Here is a 16,133-nt window from a genome sequence, read left to right on the forward strand (position 1 = left end):
TCCGCGCGATCCGGCCTCACCCCGGATCGGCCGGGAGATCCGCCACGGCGGCTTCCAGCACGTGGTAACTGCGGTCGACGGCGGTGGCGGACACGAGCCGGAATCCCGAGCGGGCCAGCAGTTCGGCGAATTCCGGCTCCGTGCGCACCCGGCCGCCCGACGTGGTCAGCAGGATGAGGTCGCGCAGCGGCACGTCCGATTCCGCAGGCGGCCGGGCGTCACCGAGGTTTTCGACCAGCAGCAGCCGGGCGTGCGGGCGCATCGCGCGTCGGCAGGCCCGCAGGATCTGCGACGCGGGCCGGTCCGCCCAGTCCTGGATGACGCTTTTGAGCAGGTAGGCGTCCCCGCCTGCCGGGAGCTCGCCGAAGAAGTCGCCGATGACCCGCTCGCAGCGCTGCCCGGCGTCCGCGAACACGGCAGCCCCGCACCCGGCAGCGGTGTCCACGAGAACGCCCCGGATGCCGGGATTGCGTGCGAGCACGGCGTTCAGCAGCGCGCCGTTGCCGCCGCCGACGTCCACGACGGTGCCGAACCGGGCGAAGTCGACGGCATCGGCCAGCGCCGGTGCCACCGCCAGCGTCTCCTGGCCCAGCCCGTCGCGGACAGCGGACGCCAACGCCGGATCCCGGTCGCAGTAGTCGTAGAAGTCGACGCCGAACTCGCGCGCGAACCCGGTTTGGCCGGTTCGCACGGTCTGTTCCAAGGATTCCCACGCCCGCCAGACGGGTTCGGCGCAGAACAGCTCGATCATCGAGGCGACCGGACCCTCGCAGCGCAGTTGGTCGCCGGTGGGGGTGAGGGCGAAACGAGCGGGTCGTGCTTCGGCGACGATCCCGATGTGCTCCAGCCCGCGCAGCAATCGGTGCAGCGCGTCGGGCCGGGTCTCGGTCTGCGCGGCGAGCTCGTCGACGCTGAGCTGCTCGTCGGCAAGCGCGTCCGGGATCCGGAGGCGGACCGCCGCGTGCAGCATCCGCGAGGCGAGGTAGCCGTAGCACAGCGTGAGCAGCTGCCCCCGGCCTGCGGCCGCATCGGCGGTGGCCGCGCTCCCCTGCTCGGACTCGCGATCTCCCGGCGACGCGGTTTCCCGGATCTTCATGGGCGTGCTCCGTTCAGTGGCCGGAAATCCGGACTCGTCGGCGCGGAATCGGCGGGGTTTCCCAACGCGAAGTTCGCCACGTGCACGACGTCCTCCCGGTAGGGGCGCAGGAATTCGGGACTCGCTTGCGGTTCGACCGCTGCGGTGGCGCACGGGGCGAGTCCGAGATCGGTGGCGACCAGGTACATCGTCTGCAGCAGGCAGCCGGTGTCGCGGTAGATGAGGCTCAGCGTCATGCCGCCGTACTTCCACCGCACGCGCTGGTGGTACGCGGCGAGGTAGATGCTCACCGGCGGCGGGTGCTCGGTGAGCGTGGGGCGGCAGATGAGCCGATGCTGCAGGTCGTCCAGCTCCGCGTCCCATGGCTGCAACTTGGCGAGCTGATGCGCGAACGGGTCGTAGTGGTACGCACCGGGCGGCAGATCCGCCACGGCGCGCGCGAGGACGTAGATCTCCAGGCTGTGCCTGCCGCCGCCGGAAGCGCTCGGCCGTCGAGTGGCCTGCAACCGGTCCGGTCCGAGCCATCCGCGCACGCGCGCCGAATCGCCCAGGAATCGGCCCAGTTCCGCTGAACCGACCGGGGTCTCGGCGAAGTCGCGGATGCTCGTGCGCGACCGGAGCAGCTCGCGCAGCGGCCGGCTGTCCCCTTCGCCGGCGGGCAGCGGGATCACCTCGGACGCTTCGCGGTGGCGCAGCCGAGCCGGTGGGATGTCGACTTCGTCGAGGCGGGAGCGGGCGATGCCGCCCCGCGCGGCGAGTGCGTGCACCGCGAGTTCCGGGGGCGTCGGGTTCGGCGGGTCGTCCACGACCTGCGCATCGTCGACCGGTTCGACGATGCCCGCCTCCGCGAGCCGCGCCAGCAGCGCCTCGGTCTCCTGCGGGCCGGGCGCCGCCCCGTCTTCGAGGGCGAGTTCGCCGGGCAGCACGGGTGCCGACATCCGGTTGAGCACTCCGAGCAACGTCCGCTTGACCGCGAATCGCCGCAGTGTGCGGGAATCGACCAGCACGACGCCGTCGTGCTCGCTGCCCCATTCCAGGATCAAGTCCGGGTTGCGCCGGTAGCGCCTGTTCATCGCAGTCCTCGCAGTGGTTCGCCGGACGGGTCCGGGCGCGGCACGAACAGGCAGCCGCGAAGCAGGGTCGCTACCACCGGCCCGATCGGGTAGCGGCGGTGTTCCTGGAAGGCGGTGAACGAGGTCAGCGGCAGCAGGGTCACCGGCTCGTCGCCGGAAGCACCCAGCGCGGCAGTGCCCGGTTCGCCGCCTGCGGCGGCCGCCGAGAACACCTCGAGCGGTGCCAGACCCGCTTCGACGAGCAGGTTCATCTCCTCCCACAGTCCCCGGCCGGGCAGCACGCCGGGGTTGGGTGTGTCGCTGCCGGGCACCAGCCGGACTCCTTCCCCGGCCAGGCGCGCCACGACGGCCGACATCTCGGTGCCCGCCGCACGGCAGTGGTGCAGCTGCCGCTCGGTCCACGGTTGCGAGATCAGCGGCATCCGCCGCCAGAAAGCCGCGGTCGCGGGATCGGCACCGGCGAAACTCCAGGAATCCGCGGCTTCTACGGCCAACCGGTGCTGCACCACCAAGGTGGGGCACAACCTCGTCCCTGCGGGAAGCTGCGGCCACGAGTCACCGTCCCGTTGCGCCCACCGCCGGTGCAGGGCGTGCGCGCCGCCGCGGCCGTCACCGCGAGGTGCCAGACATGCGACGTGCTCGATCTCGTCGACCCCGGCGCGCAACGCGGCCGGTGCGCCACCAGGAGCCGGATGCACGGCCACCCGGAGGTTCCGGGCGTGTGCCCGGCGCACCACGGCTGCGATCAGCTCTTCCGGGAACTGCGCGTACAGCTTGATCCAAGAGGCTCCGCGCGCTGCTGCCGCCTCGACGACGCCGGGCAACTCCTCGGCTTTTTCCCATCGGGTCGCGATGTCCAGCCGAGGTTCTCCCGGGCGGTCCAGCAGCGGGCCGCCCAGCACGACCTCCGGTATCGGGTCTCCGCAATGCCGGGCGGCGGGCACGGGGTGCTCGGTGCCCGCGGTCGAACCGAGGTCCCGGATTCGGCAGATGCCGTAGGCCACGAAGTCCGGCAGCGCCATTCCCGGGTGCAGGTGCACGTGGGCGTCTTCCAGCGCCGGAGCCGCCAGAGCCTGCGGGTATCGGCGCGCGACCGGTGGGCCGCCGGGTGCTGCCGCGCCGCGGCGCAGCGTCCACCTCCGGTCGCTCCACACCGTCAGAACGTGCTTGTCGCGCACCAAACCCGCGCCGGTCAGCGCCCCGCCGACCTCGATCCGATAGGGGGCGTTCGCGCGGCACAGCGAGTGTTCGACGCGCGGCGCCTCCGGTGTGCAGGGCATGGGTCCTCACGCCATCGGCAGCGGCAGCGGGTTGAGCTCCTGCTCGCCGAGCGGCTGCTCGCGCAGGCCCATCCGCACCGGTGCCTCGAACACGCGGCGGCCGCCGAGATGCCGGAACTTCTGGGAGAAGACCACCGGCTGCAGCCCCGGAACGATGCTGCGGACGACGCTCACCCCGCACTCGGCGACGTCGATCGGCGTGATGTCCACGGCGACGGGCCGATGACCGGCCGCGGCCAGCCGCGCCACGATTTCGTCCACATCGGACTCACTCGGTCGCCGGGACGGCGGCACCTGCTGCAGCGGCCCCTCGCGCGTCCAGTCCAGCAGTTCGGCGCGGTCCGCGCGGCAGTAGTAGAGGTAGAAGTCCCACATGTGCCCCAACGTGACGCCGTCCTCGGGCACCGCGCGGGTCCGGAACAGGCCGTCGATCTGGCAGAACCCGAGTTCCAGTTCCTCGCAGGCGCCGAGCAGCGCTTCGCCGGTGTCCAGCGCGGATCGGCTGGAGTGCAGGACGATCGGCCGTTCCGGAGTCGTCAGCCGCCCCTGCAGCAGGATCGTCGGGATGCCGAGGTCCGTCGTGATGTCCTTGGCGATGACCTCGATACCGCGCAGCCGCATCCGTTCCGCCACGGTGCGCACCGCACCCGGCGGGAGGCCGTCCAGGTCGAGGCTGGGCGCGCGGAGCCGGTTGTACCAGTAGACCGCGAAGGCATCGCGTTCGACCACTTCGAGCAGCCCGCCGCGAAGCGCCTGGTCGCGGGTACTACCCGCGGCCAGCCCGGTGGAGACCGAATTCAACAGGCGTTCGCGGCGGTTCGGCGCCTTGTAGGGCACGTAAACGGTGCCTGCAGGCACGTAGCGCGGTTGCCCGGTGCTCAGGTCGACTCCCACGACCCAGTCGATCACCAGCTCCGGGTGGTAGGGCGCGAAACGCCGGAACGAGCGGTATTCCGCCGGTGAACCCAGCGGCAGCTCGCGCGGATCCACCGCGGCGGCGCCCAGCTCCGACAACGAGCCGCGCACGAAGTCGTCCGGGTCGTAGATGCCCGCCGCGTAGCGCTCCAGCCCCTCGCCCAGCGCGCACACGCGTGCTTCCAGCGGATCGTGCTTGGCCGAGCCGCTCACCGTCCACGCCGAGACCGCGGAGAACCACCCCGTCTCCGTGCCGCCGACGGTGTTGGCCAGCGTCGTTTCCGAACCCTCCGGGCGCCGGTCCTGAACCGAGGCGAAGATGCCGGTGAGCGGGTCGATGGCGCGCTGCATCCGCTGCCAGCTCGCGGCGAGCGCGGGCGCCGTTCCGTCCTGCTGGGGCGGCGTGCGCACCTCGCGAGCGCAGGCGGGACACCCCGGCAGGTGCAGAGCGGGATGCCGCGTGCTCGCCCAGGAATCCAAGTCCAGTTCGACGAGTTCGGCCGCATCGCCACCATCGCCGGTACCGGCACCTACCGCGCGCAACACGGTGTGCGCCACCAGCCCGATCATGGCGTCGTGGCTGGGCCAGCCGGGCTCCGAGCAGGTGCCGAGCAGGAGTTCCAGCGGCGCGTCGGCGATGTCCTGGCCGGGCCAGTTCGCGCGGATCCGCCGGACCACGCACAGCGGGCACGCCGTGCTCGGCGGGCGCAGCACCGCGGTGTGGAGTTTCCGCGGTGTGCAGGCGAAAACGACGATCGGTGCCCGGTTCCCGAGCGCGCGTTCGGTCACGGCCCGCAGGTCGTCCTCCGGCGCGACGAGCGGAAGCACCCAAGCCTGCGCGGGGCGGCCGTCCGTCCCGTCGCGGCCCGTAGCGTCGCGGGCAGTCCCGTCGCGGGCCGCCGCGTCGCAGGTCGTCGCGACCCCGTTGTTCCGCAGGGACGATGCGATCGAGATGCTCAGCTGATCGTCGCCCAGCACCCGCACCGCTCCGGCTTGCGCGCGCGGAGGCTCGTAGGAGAGGTGCCTGCGCAGCGGTTGATCGGCGGGCACCATCAAGCCGCGTTCGGCGAGCCCGGCGAGGGTGCTTTCCGGGAGTTCCCACCACGCCACCTCCGCCGTTGCGCCGGCCCGCGGCACCTCCGGTCCCGCCGCTCCCCTTTCAGCCGCTCCCCTTTCAGCCGCTTCCGGGGCCGTTTCCCGGGCGGCGACCGGAACGCGCAGCGCGCCGCTGCTGCTGCACACGTACAAATAGCGCCCGTGCCAGCGGAAGCGCACATCGGCGCGCGGAACCATCGACGAATGCGACGTGCTCAATCCTTCACCTCATCCGGTGCTGTGCGGACTCGGGTGCCGTGCTCCGGTGCCGTGCGGACTCCAGTGCCGCGCCGAATCAGGGGATGCCCACGATTGCGCACCCGCTGCAGACTCGGCAACAGGGCCCAACGCCCTGATCAGCCGAGCAGAAGCCGGCGCGTTTCGGAGACCGCAGGCCGAGTTCGCACCCGGCCTGCGGAGCCCTGGCATTGCGGCGACCCGCGTCAGCCGCGTGCGCCCGTCATTCCTCGTCGTCGCCCGACTCGTCGACGGCGAAGGAGGACGAGGAGCTGATCGGCACCGCCTCGGTGTCCTTCGTGGTGATCTCCTCGAATTCGTCCATGAGCTCCATGAAAACACTCCCTTCCGGATTTTCGTGGAATGCCGAATTGGCTTCCTCATATTATCCAGATGATGGTGAAAGGTCCACCACCATCACCGGAAAAGGCTACCGCTGCTCCGTTGCGGTTAATTTCGAGCCCAAAACTCCGTCCTGCAACTGCTACCGACGAGCGATTCCCGCAATTGTGCGCACTCCGCCCGGCACGATCAGATAGCGCGCAAATATTCAGCATTCATGGCAAATATTCGGATTCGTCGCACGGTCACATGCGAATGAACGGCGCCCCGCACGAGTCGCCCGCAGCGACCGCCCGGCGCCAGCATCGCGAACCGGAACCAGCGCGCCGACTCCGGCGGGAAGCCCGTGGGGTTCCGGCTGTGTGAGGCTCCGCGGATCTACCGCGTCGCGACGACGGTTCCCCAGACGTGCGTGAGGGTGCGGTCGCCCGCGGGGCCTTGCGGGCGCAGGCCCGTCGGCGTGCCGCCTGCGAGTTCGGCGTCGAAGGTGCGGTGGATCTCGGCGCGGTCCTGCTCGGGAGTGCCGCTGCGCGACATCCAGTCTTCGACGTCGAGCGGGTTGTCCCTGGTCGTCGTGGACACCACGGTGGCCCCGGCTTCGGTGAGCATCCGGTGGATCTCTTCGACCGTGCGGGTGCGGTTGTGGCTCGGATCGCGCAACCGCTCCACGCGGGTGTTCTCCGCGGCGAGTTCCGGAGCTTCGAGGACCATGTCGGTGATGCCGATCCGGCCGCCTTCGCGGGCCACGCGGGCCATCTCGCGCACGACCGCCGCCGGGTCGGCGACCTGGTGCAGCGAGATGCGGCAGGCCACCAGGTCGAACTGGGCGTCCAGCCAGGGCAGGGCCGTCGCGTCGCCGCGGGCGAAGGTGATGTTGCGCAGTCCCTCGGCCCGCGCCAGCCGGTCGCCTTGCGCCAGCATCTCGGGCGTCAGGTCGATCGCGCTGACGTGCCCGAGCCGCGGCGCGAGCGCGCGGCCGAGGTGCCCGGCGCCGCAGGCCACGTCCAGCGCCTGTTCGCCCTCCCGCGGATCGAGCTGGTCGACGATCCAGTCCAGGCCGCTGGTGGCGAAGCCGGTGTCGGTGAACGTGCCTGCCTGCAGCCGGAACTGCTCCCGGACCCGGTCGTCGTGCGCGCCGGTCATGCCCTCCGCCGTTCTGCTGATCGCACCGCTGCCGACCTACCCGGCGACCTTGGCGACCGTGCCGCCGGTGACCCGCCGCAGCTCGTCCGGAGTCACCGAGAACACCGCGTTCGGCGTGCCCGCGGCGGCCCATACGACCTCGTACCGGAACAGGTCCTCGTCGATGACCACGGTGGCCGGTTCGTTCTGCGCGACCGGAGGAACCCCGCCGACGCTGTAGCCGGTCCGCTTCTTCACCGTCTTGGCGTCCGGCTGGGTAAGCTCGGCGTCGAGCAGCTCGCCGACCGCGTCGACCGAAACCCGGTTCGTGCCGGAGGCGATCACCAGCACCGGCTGTTCTCCGGCGAGGAACAGCAGGCTCTTCGCGATCTGCGAGACGGTGGTGCCGATCGAGTCCGCCGCGTCCTGGGAAGTCCGGGTGCTGCTGTCGAGTTCGCGGACCTCGGTGCGGACACCGAGGTTTTCCAACGTGTCGGCGACTCGCTGGGCTTTGGCGTGCATCGGTTCCCTCCTGAGCGTCCGTGCGTCTCGTGCTCCGGCACGCCACTCTAGTGCAAGTCGATCAGTCCGTCCGCGAATTTCGAGGCCGCCCGGCCTGGGCGCGCGGATTGGGGTTTCGCCTACTTTTTCCGCGATAGGTATGGGGTCCCCGGCACCGACCGCGCTGAGGAGATCCCATGCCGCCTCCGGCTGGAACCGGTTTGCTGCGCAAACCGGACACGACGCTGCCGCACCGGCTGGCGCGCTCGGCCCGCACCGTGCAGGACGCCGCGGTGCCGATGCCGCGGCTGCGCGCGTGGATCGCCGAGCGCGGCGCCGCGCAGCTGCACCACGTCGAGCGGATCCCGTTCGCGGACCTGCACAGGTGGCGCTTCGACGACGCCACCGCCGACCTCGCGCACGACTCCGGGCGGTTCTTCCGCATCCAGGGGTTGCGGGTGCGCAGCGATCACGGTCCGGTGACCGGCTGGACCCAGCCGATCATCAACCAGCCGGAGATCGGCATCCTCGGCATCCTGGTGCGCGAGATCGATGGCGTGCTGCACTGCCTGATGCAGGCGAAAACCGAGCCCGGCAACGTCAACGGCGTCCAGCTGTCGCCGACCGTGCAGGCCACCCGCAGCAACTATCAGCGGGTGCACGACGGCAACGCGGTGCCGTACCTGGAGCACTTCCGGGACGCGCCGGAGCGCAACGTGCTCGCCGACGTGCTGCAGTCCGAGCAGGGTTCGTGGTTCTACCGCAAGCGCAACCGGAACATGGTCGTGGAGGTGCGCGAGCCGCTGCCGGAGCACGAAGACTTCCGCTGGGTCACGCTCGGGCAGCTGCACGCGCTGCTCGCCGAGGAGAACCTGGTGAACATGGACGCGCGGACGGTCCTTTCCTGCTTTCCCGGCGGGTTCGAGGGGGCCGCCGAGGGGTCCGCTTCGGACTCGTTGGGCGCCGCGCTGACCGGCTCCGGCGATCCGGCCGCGGGCAGCCTGCACACCACCTCCGAGGTGCGCAGCTGGATCACGGCGCAGCACGCCGAGCACCAGGTCCGCGCCGACCTGATCCCGCTCGGCGCGGTCCGCGGCTGGCGCCGCACCCCGGACGAGATCCGGCACGACGAGCACAACTTCTTCAGCATCGTGGCCGTGGACGTGCGCTCGAACAGCCGCGAGGTGACCGGCTGGACCCAGCCGTTGCTGCGCCCGCACGGCATCGGCATGGTGGCGCTGCTGGTCAAACGAGTGGACGGCGTGCTGCACGCACTGGTCAACGCCAGGGTCGAACCCGGTTACCTCGACGTCGTGGAGCTGGCACCGACCGTGCAGTGCACCCCGGAGAACTACGACCGGCTGGGCGTGGACTACCGGCCACCGTTCCTGGACGCGGTGCTGCACCGGCCCGCCGAGCGGGTGCTGTTCGACACCGAGCTGTCCGAGGAAGGCGGCCGGTTCCACCAGGCCCGGAACCGGTACCAGATCATCGAGGTGGAACCCGGTTGCACCGCGGACGATCTGCCGGACTTCCGGTGGCTCACGCTGCACCAGCTCACCGAGCTGCTCAAGCACAGCCACTACGTCAACGTGCAGGCGCGCAGCCTGATCGCTTGCTTGCGGGGGCTGTCATGAGCCCGGTTCGGCTGGGTGTGCTCGGATGCTCGGCGATCGCCCGGCGCCGGAGCCTGCCCGCGGCCGCGGAGGTGCCGGAGCTGGTCACCACCGCGGTCGCCAGCCGAACCAGGGAGAAGGCCGAACGCTTCGCCGCCGAATTCGGTGCCACAGCGACGGATTACGAGTCGCTGGTGTCCGATCCGGACATCGACGCGATCTACCTCTCGCTGCCGAATTCGCTGCACCACGAGTGGACGCGGCGCGCGCTGGACGCAGGTAAGCACGTGCTGTGCGAGAAACCGCTGACCGGCAGCGCGGCGGCAACTCGCGAGCTGACCGCGCTAGCGGACGAGAAGCGCCTCGTGCTGCGGGAGAATTTCGCCTTCCTGCACCATCCCGTGCACGACCACGTTCGCCGACTGCTCGACCAGGGACGCATCGGTCCGCTTCGGACTTTTACCGCGACGTTCGGCATTCCGCCGCTGCCCGGCGAGGACATCCGGTATTCCGCCGAACTCGGTGGCGGCGCGTTGCTCGACGTCGGCGTGTACCCGTTGCGGGCGGCGCTGCTGCTGCTCGGGCCGTCGCTGTCGCTGGTGGGCGCGACGCTGCGAATGGATGCTTCGTCCGATGTCGACGTGGCCGGAAACGTGTTGCTGACCGCGGACTCCGGGGTCTTCGCCAACCTCGAGTTCGGCTTCGAGCACAGCTACCGAGCCCGCTACGCGCTCTGGGGCGGCACGGCGTGGCTCGGCCTCGATCGGGCGTTCACCCCGCCGCCGCAGCACCAGCCGGTCCTGCGCATCGAGGAGCAGGACCACGCCGAGGAGATCGTGCTGCCGCCGGCGCACCAGTTCCGCACCTCGCTTGGCTCGTTCGCGCAAGCCGTGCAACAGCGCACGCCGGAGGAAAAGCGCTGGGTGGCGGCTGCGGACGCGTTGGCCGCGCTGGTGGACGAGGTGCGCGAGCGCGCCGTGCGGGTCGAGGCGGCCTGAAGTGGAGATCGTCGGCCGCGGCTTCCTCGCCCGCCATCTCGCGCCGCACTTCGGTGCGCGCTACCCGGACGTCACCGTGATCGCTGCCGGGGTCTCCACGGCGGCCAGCACCGACTTCGCCGCTTTCGACCGGGAAGCGGAGCTCGTCGCGGACGTGCTGCGGCGATGCCGGAAGCAGCGGCGCACCGCGGTGTTCCTGTCCACCGCCTCTTCCGGGGTCTACGGCGCGGAGGGCTCGCCGGGCACCGAGGACGGCCCGGTCTTCCCGCGCACCGTCTACGGGCGGCACAAGCTCGCGCTGGAGCGGGTGTGCGCGCTGTCCGGCGCGCCCTACCTGATCCTGCGGCTCACCCACCTCGTCGGTGCCGGTCAGCAGCCGGACCAGCTGCTACCCGCGTTGACCCGCGGAGTTCTCTCCGGCGCGGTGGCCGTGCAGCCGGGCGCATACCGGGACCTGCTGGACGTTCGGCACGTTGCACCGACACTCGATGTGTTGCTGCGGCGGGGAATCCGCAATGACGTCTTGAATATCGCGTCCGGCCGCCCGATCGCGGTCCCGGACATCGTGGACGGTATCGAATCCCGGATGGACGTCCGCGCCGAGCGCCGCACCGTGCCCCGACCGCCGGAGCGCACTGTGGTCGACACCGCGAAGTTGCGCAGGCTGGTGCCCGAGTTCGCCGCGCACGACTTCGGTACGGGCTACCTAGACGATCTCCTGGACCGCTACCTGAGCGCTTTCGTGCAAGACGCCGTCGTCTTCAGCGGTTGAGGGTTCAGTCGCGCGCCAGGGCTTCCAACTTGCCGACCACATCGGACGGTGCGGGCAGCGATGCGGCCGCCGCGGCGAGCTCGCGGGCGGATTCGGTGAACGACGATTCCTCCAGCAGGCGACCGAAAGCGGCCTTGAGCCCGTCGACCTCCGCCGCGTGGTTCGGAATGTCCAGCCCGGCACCGGCCGCGCTGAACCGCCCGGCCATCACCGGCTGGTCGTACCCGCACGGCAATGCGAGCTGCGGCACTCCGGCCACCAGCGAGGTCATGCTCACTCCCCCGCCGCCGTAATGCGCCACCGCAGCGCATTCCGGCAACACCAAGCTCAGCGGCACGTCGGAGCGCACGATCACACCGTCCGGCAACGGTCCGGCCGCCGCGGCGTCGGCGGGTGAGGAAAGCAGCAGCACCTCCGCGCCCGCCGCGTTCGCGGCCTGAACGACCTGAGACATCTTGTTCACAACAGGCCCGAACGTGCGGGTCGCCGAGCGGCCCCACACCACGCACACCCGCGGTTTCCCGCCGCACGGCGGGATATCGCCCGGAACGCTGCCCGGACCGTTGTACGGGATGTAGCGACTCGGAACGGCCGCAGCTTCGTAAGACGGCCGCAGCTGCGGCGGGCACGGGTCCAGCACGTGATCGATGTGGTGGAACCCCATCTCGCCGAGGCCGTAACGCTCGAAGGCGGCACTGGTATCCACCGGTGCGTGCCCGTCCGGCGCCTCGCCGTAATCGTCGGCTGTGCCGAACGGGCCCCACAGCTGGAGCACGTCGGGTGCGCCGGTCATCTTCGCGACCAGCGGCCCTTCCAAGCTCTCCATGTCGTGCACCACGAGCTGCGGCCGCCATTCACGGGCGAAGGCCACGGCCGCGTCGGTGCTGCGGGTGGCGTTCGCGAGCATCTCCGGACGTAATTTCTCGTGCCACGCCGCGAAATCGAACGTTGCGAAGTCGACCGGCTCCGCGGTGTCCGGGTGCAGCGGCGGCTCCGGGTACGGCCAGCCGCCGCGCAATGCCGTGAGCAGGTTGATCAGCCGCGCCCCGCGCAGCAGGTCCAGGCTCGCCAGCCGCGGCACGGGCGTCATCCCGGCCCGCGCAACCGGGTCCACATCGGACTCGTTGCACAGCACCCGAACTTCGTGCCCGGCGGCCTGCAACGCCCATCCCAGCGGAACCATCGGGAAGTAGTGACCCGGCCACGGGGAAACCGCGAACAGCACTCGCATGGCCGCATCGTATTCCGCCGCAAATGGCAGAATCACTAGTGTCGTGGGCGGATTCCGAACGCCGATCTGGTCGTACCACGAGTCTTCCGGTGTTAAGCCCCTTGGTGCGGGACTCGGACTGTCCCATGCTGCACCTCGCGGCGACCCGGTTTGCTGGGACACACGACGAGAAACGGGGAATCCGACCCATGACCGTGTTCACGACCGCCCGCACCGTCCGATCCGCGCTCGATCCGGAACCGGACGCGGTGATGATCGAAGCCGTCGACGTGGGCAAGCGGTTCGGCTCGGTGCCCGCGCTGGAGTCGGTGAGCCTGCAGGTGCCGAAGGGCAGCGTGCTCGGCCTGCTCGGGCACAACGGTGCGGGCAAGACGACGCTGGTGAACATCCTGACCGCGATGCAGCCGGCCGGTTCGGGCACCGCCCGCGTCGCCGGGTTCGACGTGGCGGCGCAGCCGAAGGAGGTGCGCAAGCGGATCGGGCTGACCGGCCAGTTCGCCGCGGTCGACGAGCGGCTCAGCGGGCGGGAGAACCTGACCATGCTGGCCCGGTTGCTCGGCGCGGACACCTCGCGGGCCAAGGCGCGCGCCGACGAGCTGCTCACCGCGTTCGACCTGACCGAGGCGTCCGGACGGCAGGCCAGGACCTACTCGGGCGGGATGCGCAGGCGCCTGGACCTGGCGGCTTCGCTGGTCGGCAATCCCGAAGTGATCTTCCTGGACGAGCCGACCACCGGGCTGGACCCGACCAGCAGGCGAGCCATGTGGGAGATCGTCTCCGGGCTGGTCGCCGAGGGCACCACCGTCCTGCTGACCACGCAATACCTGGACGAGGCCGATCGGCTGGCGGACACGATCACGGTGCTCTCGGCCGGGCGGATCGTCGCCAGCGGCTCCGCCGCGGAGCTCAAAGCACGCGTCGGGCAGCGCACCGTGACCGTCGTCCCGCCGCACGGCGGCGACCCGGAGGCCGGGTGCGCGGCGCTGCGGCGAGCGGGAATGGACCCGTCGGTGGGCCGGGACGGCACCGCGATCATCACGCCGATCGAGGCTTCCCGGGACACCGCGGCGGTGATCCGGGTGCTCGACGAGGCCGGAGTGGACGTCGCCGAGCTCGCGTTCGGCGAGCCGACGCTGGACGACGTGTACCTGGCGCTGGCGCGGCGCACCGCGGGCTGACCCGACCGGCCGGGAACGCGCGGTACTTCCCGAACCACCACCTCTCCGACCACAGTGGAGCGACAATGACCGCGACCGCACCGGTTGCAGCGGGCGCGACGACCGCGCCGAGATGGAACGGCAGCTCCGTCGCAACCCAGATAGCCGTGCTCACCGAGCGATCGCTGCGCGCGTTCGCCGGCGATCCCGGGCTGGTGCTGATCGGCCTGATCCAGCCGGTGATGACGCTGTTCGTGTTCACCCAGATCTTCACCAACTTCGCGCTCGCCGCGAAACTGCCCGCGGGCACCGAGTACCTCGATTTCCTGCTGCCCGCGGTGCTGGTCAACCACGTCGTGCAGACGTCTTCGCAAACCGGAATCGGGCTGGTGGAGGACCTGCGCAACGGCATCGTCGCCCGGCTGCGCTCGATGCCGATCATCCCGAGCGCGCTGCTGCTGGCGCGCAGCGCCTCCGACTTGATCCGCAGCGCTATCCAGGTGGCGCTGATCCTGGTGCTGGCCTGGGCGGTGCTCGGCTACTCCCCCGCGGGCGGATTCGGCGGGACGCTGCTGTCCGCGCTGCTCACCCTCGCCGTCGGCACCGCGCTGAGCTGGGCGTTCCTCGCGATGGGGGCCTGCTTGCGGCGCACCGAGCCGATGCAGAACATCAGCGTGCTGGTGATGGTGCCGCTGATGTTCATCTCCAGCGCGTTCGTCCCGATCGAGGAACTGCCGGACTGGCTGGAGTTCGTCGCCCGCATCAACCCGCTCACCTACGCCGTGGACGCTTCCCGCGCCGTCGCGCTGGGCCTGGACGGCACCTACCTGATCGGCCCGTCCCTGCTCATCAGCATCGCCGTCACCGCCGTCAGCGCAGGCATCGCCGTCCGAGGCTTCCGCAAGCCGCTGTAACCCCGCTCGTCCCCCGCCCCGGCCCGCCGCGCCCTCCTGCACGCGGCGGGCCGGTTTTCGTCGGCTCACGGGGAAATCGGCTCCCCATCGGCGTAATCGGCCGTGGTCGTGGCCTTGCTCTCGAGATCTTCTTCGATTGGATGCCCCGCCGGGACTCGCGGCCGGGGGAACGCGAGCCACCGGCGGGGCGCGGTCTGCCACCGGGCTCGGGAAACCGGCGGCAGACCGGGTCAGGCGGCCGTGCCGGACTTCCAGTCCGACGGCCGTTGCGGGACGATCCGCGATGATCCGGGCCCTGATTCGTCGCTGTTCCACGTCGTAAACAGGCAGGCTTGGCAGATTTCTCGGGTGTCCTGGGGCAGAGCCTGGACGAGCACGCGGGACATGCGGCCGACCAACGGGTGACCGCAGGCAGCGACGATGACATTCCCTCGCGCCGAGCAACCGACCACGTGCCACCACGAACACCACTCCGAGGTGATCCAGGCGTAGTGGTTCACCACGAATCACCCAGCCCCGAGGCCGACCGCACCAAGATCTCCAACAGCACCAGCTGTCCGATCACCGCGAGATTCAGCAAATCCTTGTTCATCGCGCGATTTCCCAGCCTGTGCTGCCGAACACGACCTCATCGCACTGACCGGCCGATGACTCAGATCCCAGTGCAAGCGCCCTGGTGCAGAACATGCACGGCGCCCCCGCTGGCCGGTCGAACACCTCTACGTCGTCGGCGCGCATTACCAGCTCGCACAACGTCCGATACAGCTCACCCGGTGTCGCCGTCGCGACGTGCACCGTCCGCCGCGCTTCGCCGACCAAGCCAAGCCGATACCGGACCCGCACCACTTCGTTAATCAGCACCGCTCACCCCCTCCATCGATGTCGCGTGAGCGCTACTGCGCAACAGCCGCGCACCGATTGCTCGTCTTACTCGTCTGTGACGAGTAAGACGTTACGTTGACCGCCCGGGATGGGCAAGTACCAAACGAGTGAGACGATTGGGGACGCACGACAAATCCCACGTGTGAGAGGTACCGATGAGCGCAGCAGCGAGGCACAAGGAGATCGCGGACGTTCTGCGCGCAGAGATCGACTCTCAGCTGACGGCGGGCGATCGGCTGCCGAGCGAACCTGAGCTCATAGCGCGGTTCGAGGCCAGTCGCAGCACGATTCGCCAAGCGCTTGCGGCGTTGCGCGACGAGGGCAAGGTTCAGATGCGCCACGGCATCGGCGTGTTCGTCAGTCCGCCGCGCGTGGTCCGGCGCCTGGACTCGCGCGAGCGGTTGAGCAAGTCCCGGCGGGAGCGCAACGAGAGCGCCTTCCTCGGTGACGCAGCCGCGCAAGGCTTCACCCCGTCGTCATCGGTGCGGGTCTGGTTCGAGCCGGCCGCCGACTTCGCCGAGATCTTCGGCATCGAACCGGCCGACGAGGTCTGCGTGCGCGACCGCGTGATGCGTGCCGATGGGCAACCGGTCATGTTGGCGACGTCGCGGCTTCCGCGGAGGATCACCGAAGGAACGCCGCTGGAGAAGGTCGATACCGGGCCCGGCGGTGCGCTTGCCCGTCTCGAAGACCTCGGCTACGGCGCCACCCGCTATGAAGAGATCGTGTCGGCCGCGATGGCCGGCGATCTCGAGCGGCAGTCCCTCGACATGGCGCGCGGGCCGCTACTGCACGTTCGCCGAATCGCGTGGAGCGGCGATCGCGTGGTCGAGGTGAACGACATGAAGATGCCGGGCAGCGGGTACGAACTCCGCTACGGCTGGGACGCGGACTGACCGAGG

Annotated in this window: 14 protein-coding genes; 6 read left to right on the plus strand and 8 right to left on the minus strand. The window is 70.3% G+C overall.

Features of this window, described 5'->3' with window-relative positions; genetic code table 11:
- Positions 1 to 16 precede the first annotated feature (16 nt).
- The 6 genes from V1457_RS27165 to V1457_RS27190 form a co-directional block, all read right to left on the minus strand.
- Positions 17 to 1,096, minus strand: coding sequence for a methyltransferase (locus V1457_RS27165; protein WP_338597815.1), 1,080 nt, complete (start codon positions 1,094 to 1,096; stop codon positions 17 to 19).
- Positions 1,093 to 2,169 carry a SagB family peptide dehydrogenase gene (locus tag V1457_RS27170; RefSeq protein ID WP_338597816.1) on the minus strand — a complete coding sequence of 359 codons (1,077 nt, stop codon included), beginning with the start codon at positions 2,167 to 2,169 and terminating at the stop codon, positions 1,093 to 1,095. Before V1457_RS27170 ends, V1457_RS27165 begins: the two co-directional genes overlap by 4 nt.
- Positions 2,166 to 3,449, minus strand: coding sequence for a hypothetical protein (locus V1457_RS27175; protein ID WP_338597818.1), 1,284 nt, complete (start codon positions 3,447 to 3,449; stop codon positions 2,166 to 2,168). The genes V1457_RS27170 and V1457_RS27175 overlap by 4 nt, the downstream gene beginning before the upstream one ends.
- Positions 3,450 to 3,455: 6 nt before the next feature.
- Complete coding sequence (locus V1457_RS27180; RefSeq protein ID WP_338597820.1) at positions 3,456 to 5,678, minus strand: YcaO-like family protein; 2,223 nt, start codon at positions 5,676 to 5,678, stop codon at positions 3,456 to 3,458.
- Between the two features lie 738 nt (positions 5,679 to 6,416).
- Entirely contained in the window at positions 6,417 to 7,181 is a 765-nt protein-coding gene (locus tag V1457_RS27185) for a class I SAM-dependent methyltransferase (RefSeq protein ID WP_295142479.1), read from the minus strand.
- Between the two features lie 36 nt (positions 7,182 to 7,217).
- Complete coding sequence (locus V1457_RS27190; protein WP_338597823.1) at positions 7,218 to 7,682, minus strand: YbaK/EbsC family protein; 465 nt, start codon at positions 7,680 to 7,682, stop codon at positions 7,218 to 7,220.
- Between the two features lie 176 nt (positions 7,683 to 7,858).
- On the opposite strand from V1457_RS27190, the gene V1457_RS27195 reads away from it, so the two are divergent.
- From V1457_RS27195 to V1457_RS27205, 3 genes are read left to right on the plus strand one after another with little or no spacing between them, the layout of a single operon-like run.
- Positions 7,859 to 9,298, plus strand: a complete 1,440-nt coding sequence (locus V1457_RS27195) for an NDP-hexose 2,3-dehydratase family protein (protein WP_338597824.1) — start codon at positions 7,859 to 7,861, stop codon at positions 9,296 to 9,298.
- Entirely contained in the window at positions 9,295 to 10,275 is a 981-nt protein-coding gene (locus tag V1457_RS27200; RefSeq protein WP_338597826.1) for a Gfo/Idh/MocA family oxidoreductase, read from the plus strand. Before V1457_RS27195 ends, V1457_RS27200 begins: the two co-directional genes overlap by 4 nt.
- A gap of 1 nt (position 10,276) precedes the next feature.
- Positions 10,277 to 11,047: an NAD-dependent epimerase/dehydratase family protein gene (locus V1457_RS27205; RefSeq protein ID WP_338597827.1), complete on the plus strand. Its 771-nt coding sequence runs from the start codon at positions 10,277 to 10,279 to the stop codon at positions 11,045 to 11,047.
- Positions 11,048 to 11,051: 4 nt separating this feature from the next.
- Here V1457_RS27205 and V1457_RS27210 read toward each other — a convergent pair whose 3' ends face one another.
- The gene (locus V1457_RS27210; RefSeq protein ID WP_338597828.1) at positions 11,052 to 12,278 is read right to left on the minus strand and encodes a nucleotide disphospho-sugar-binding domain-containing protein; all 1,227 of its coding nucleotides are present in this window, start codon (positions 12,276 to 12,278) and stop codon (positions 11,052 to 11,054) included.
- 188 nt (positions 12,279 to 12,466) lie between these two features.
- Here V1457_RS27210 and V1457_RS27215 point away from each other — a divergent pair, with 188 nt between their 5' ends.
- Together V1457_RS27215 and V1457_RS27220 are read left to right on the plus strand one after the other, a co-directional pair.
- Positions 12,467 to 13,456 (plus strand): ATP-binding cassette domain-containing protein, encoded by a 990-nt coding sequence (locus V1457_RS27215; RefSeq protein ID WP_338597829.1) that lies wholly within the window; start codon positions 12,467 to 12,469, stop codon positions 13,454 to 13,456.
- A gap of 65 nt (positions 13,457 to 13,521) precedes the next feature.
- Positions 13,522 to 14,349 carry an ABC transporter permease gene (locus V1457_RS27220; protein ID WP_338597831.1) on the plus strand — a complete coding sequence of 276 codons (828 nt, stop codon included), beginning with the start codon at positions 13,522 to 13,524 and terminating at the stop codon, positions 14,347 to 14,349.
- Between the two features lie 588 nt (positions 14,350 to 14,937).
- Here V1457_RS27220 and V1457_RS27225 read toward each other — a convergent pair.
- Positions 14,938 to 15,210, minus strand: a complete 273-nt coding sequence (locus V1457_RS27225) for a hypothetical protein (RefSeq protein ID WP_338597833.1) — start codon at positions 15,208 to 15,210, stop codon at positions 14,938 to 14,940.
- Positions 15,211 to 15,386: 176 nt separating this feature from the next.
- Here V1457_RS27225 and V1457_RS27230 point away from each other — a divergent pair, with 176 nt between their 5' ends.
- The gene (locus tag V1457_RS27230) at positions 15,387 to 16,127 is read left to right on the plus strand and encodes a GntR family transcriptional regulator (protein WP_338597835.1); all 741 of its coding nucleotides are present in this window, start codon (positions 15,387 to 15,389) and stop codon (positions 16,125 to 16,127) included.
- The last annotated feature ends 6 nt before the right edge of the window (positions 16,128 to 16,133 follow it).

Source organism: Saccharopolyspora sp. SCSIO 74807 (assembly GCF_037023755.1).
GTDB classification, from domain to species: domain Bacteria; phylum Actinomycetota; class Actinomycetes; order Mycobacteriales; family Pseudonocardiaceae; genus Saccharopolyspora_C; species Saccharopolyspora_C galaxeae.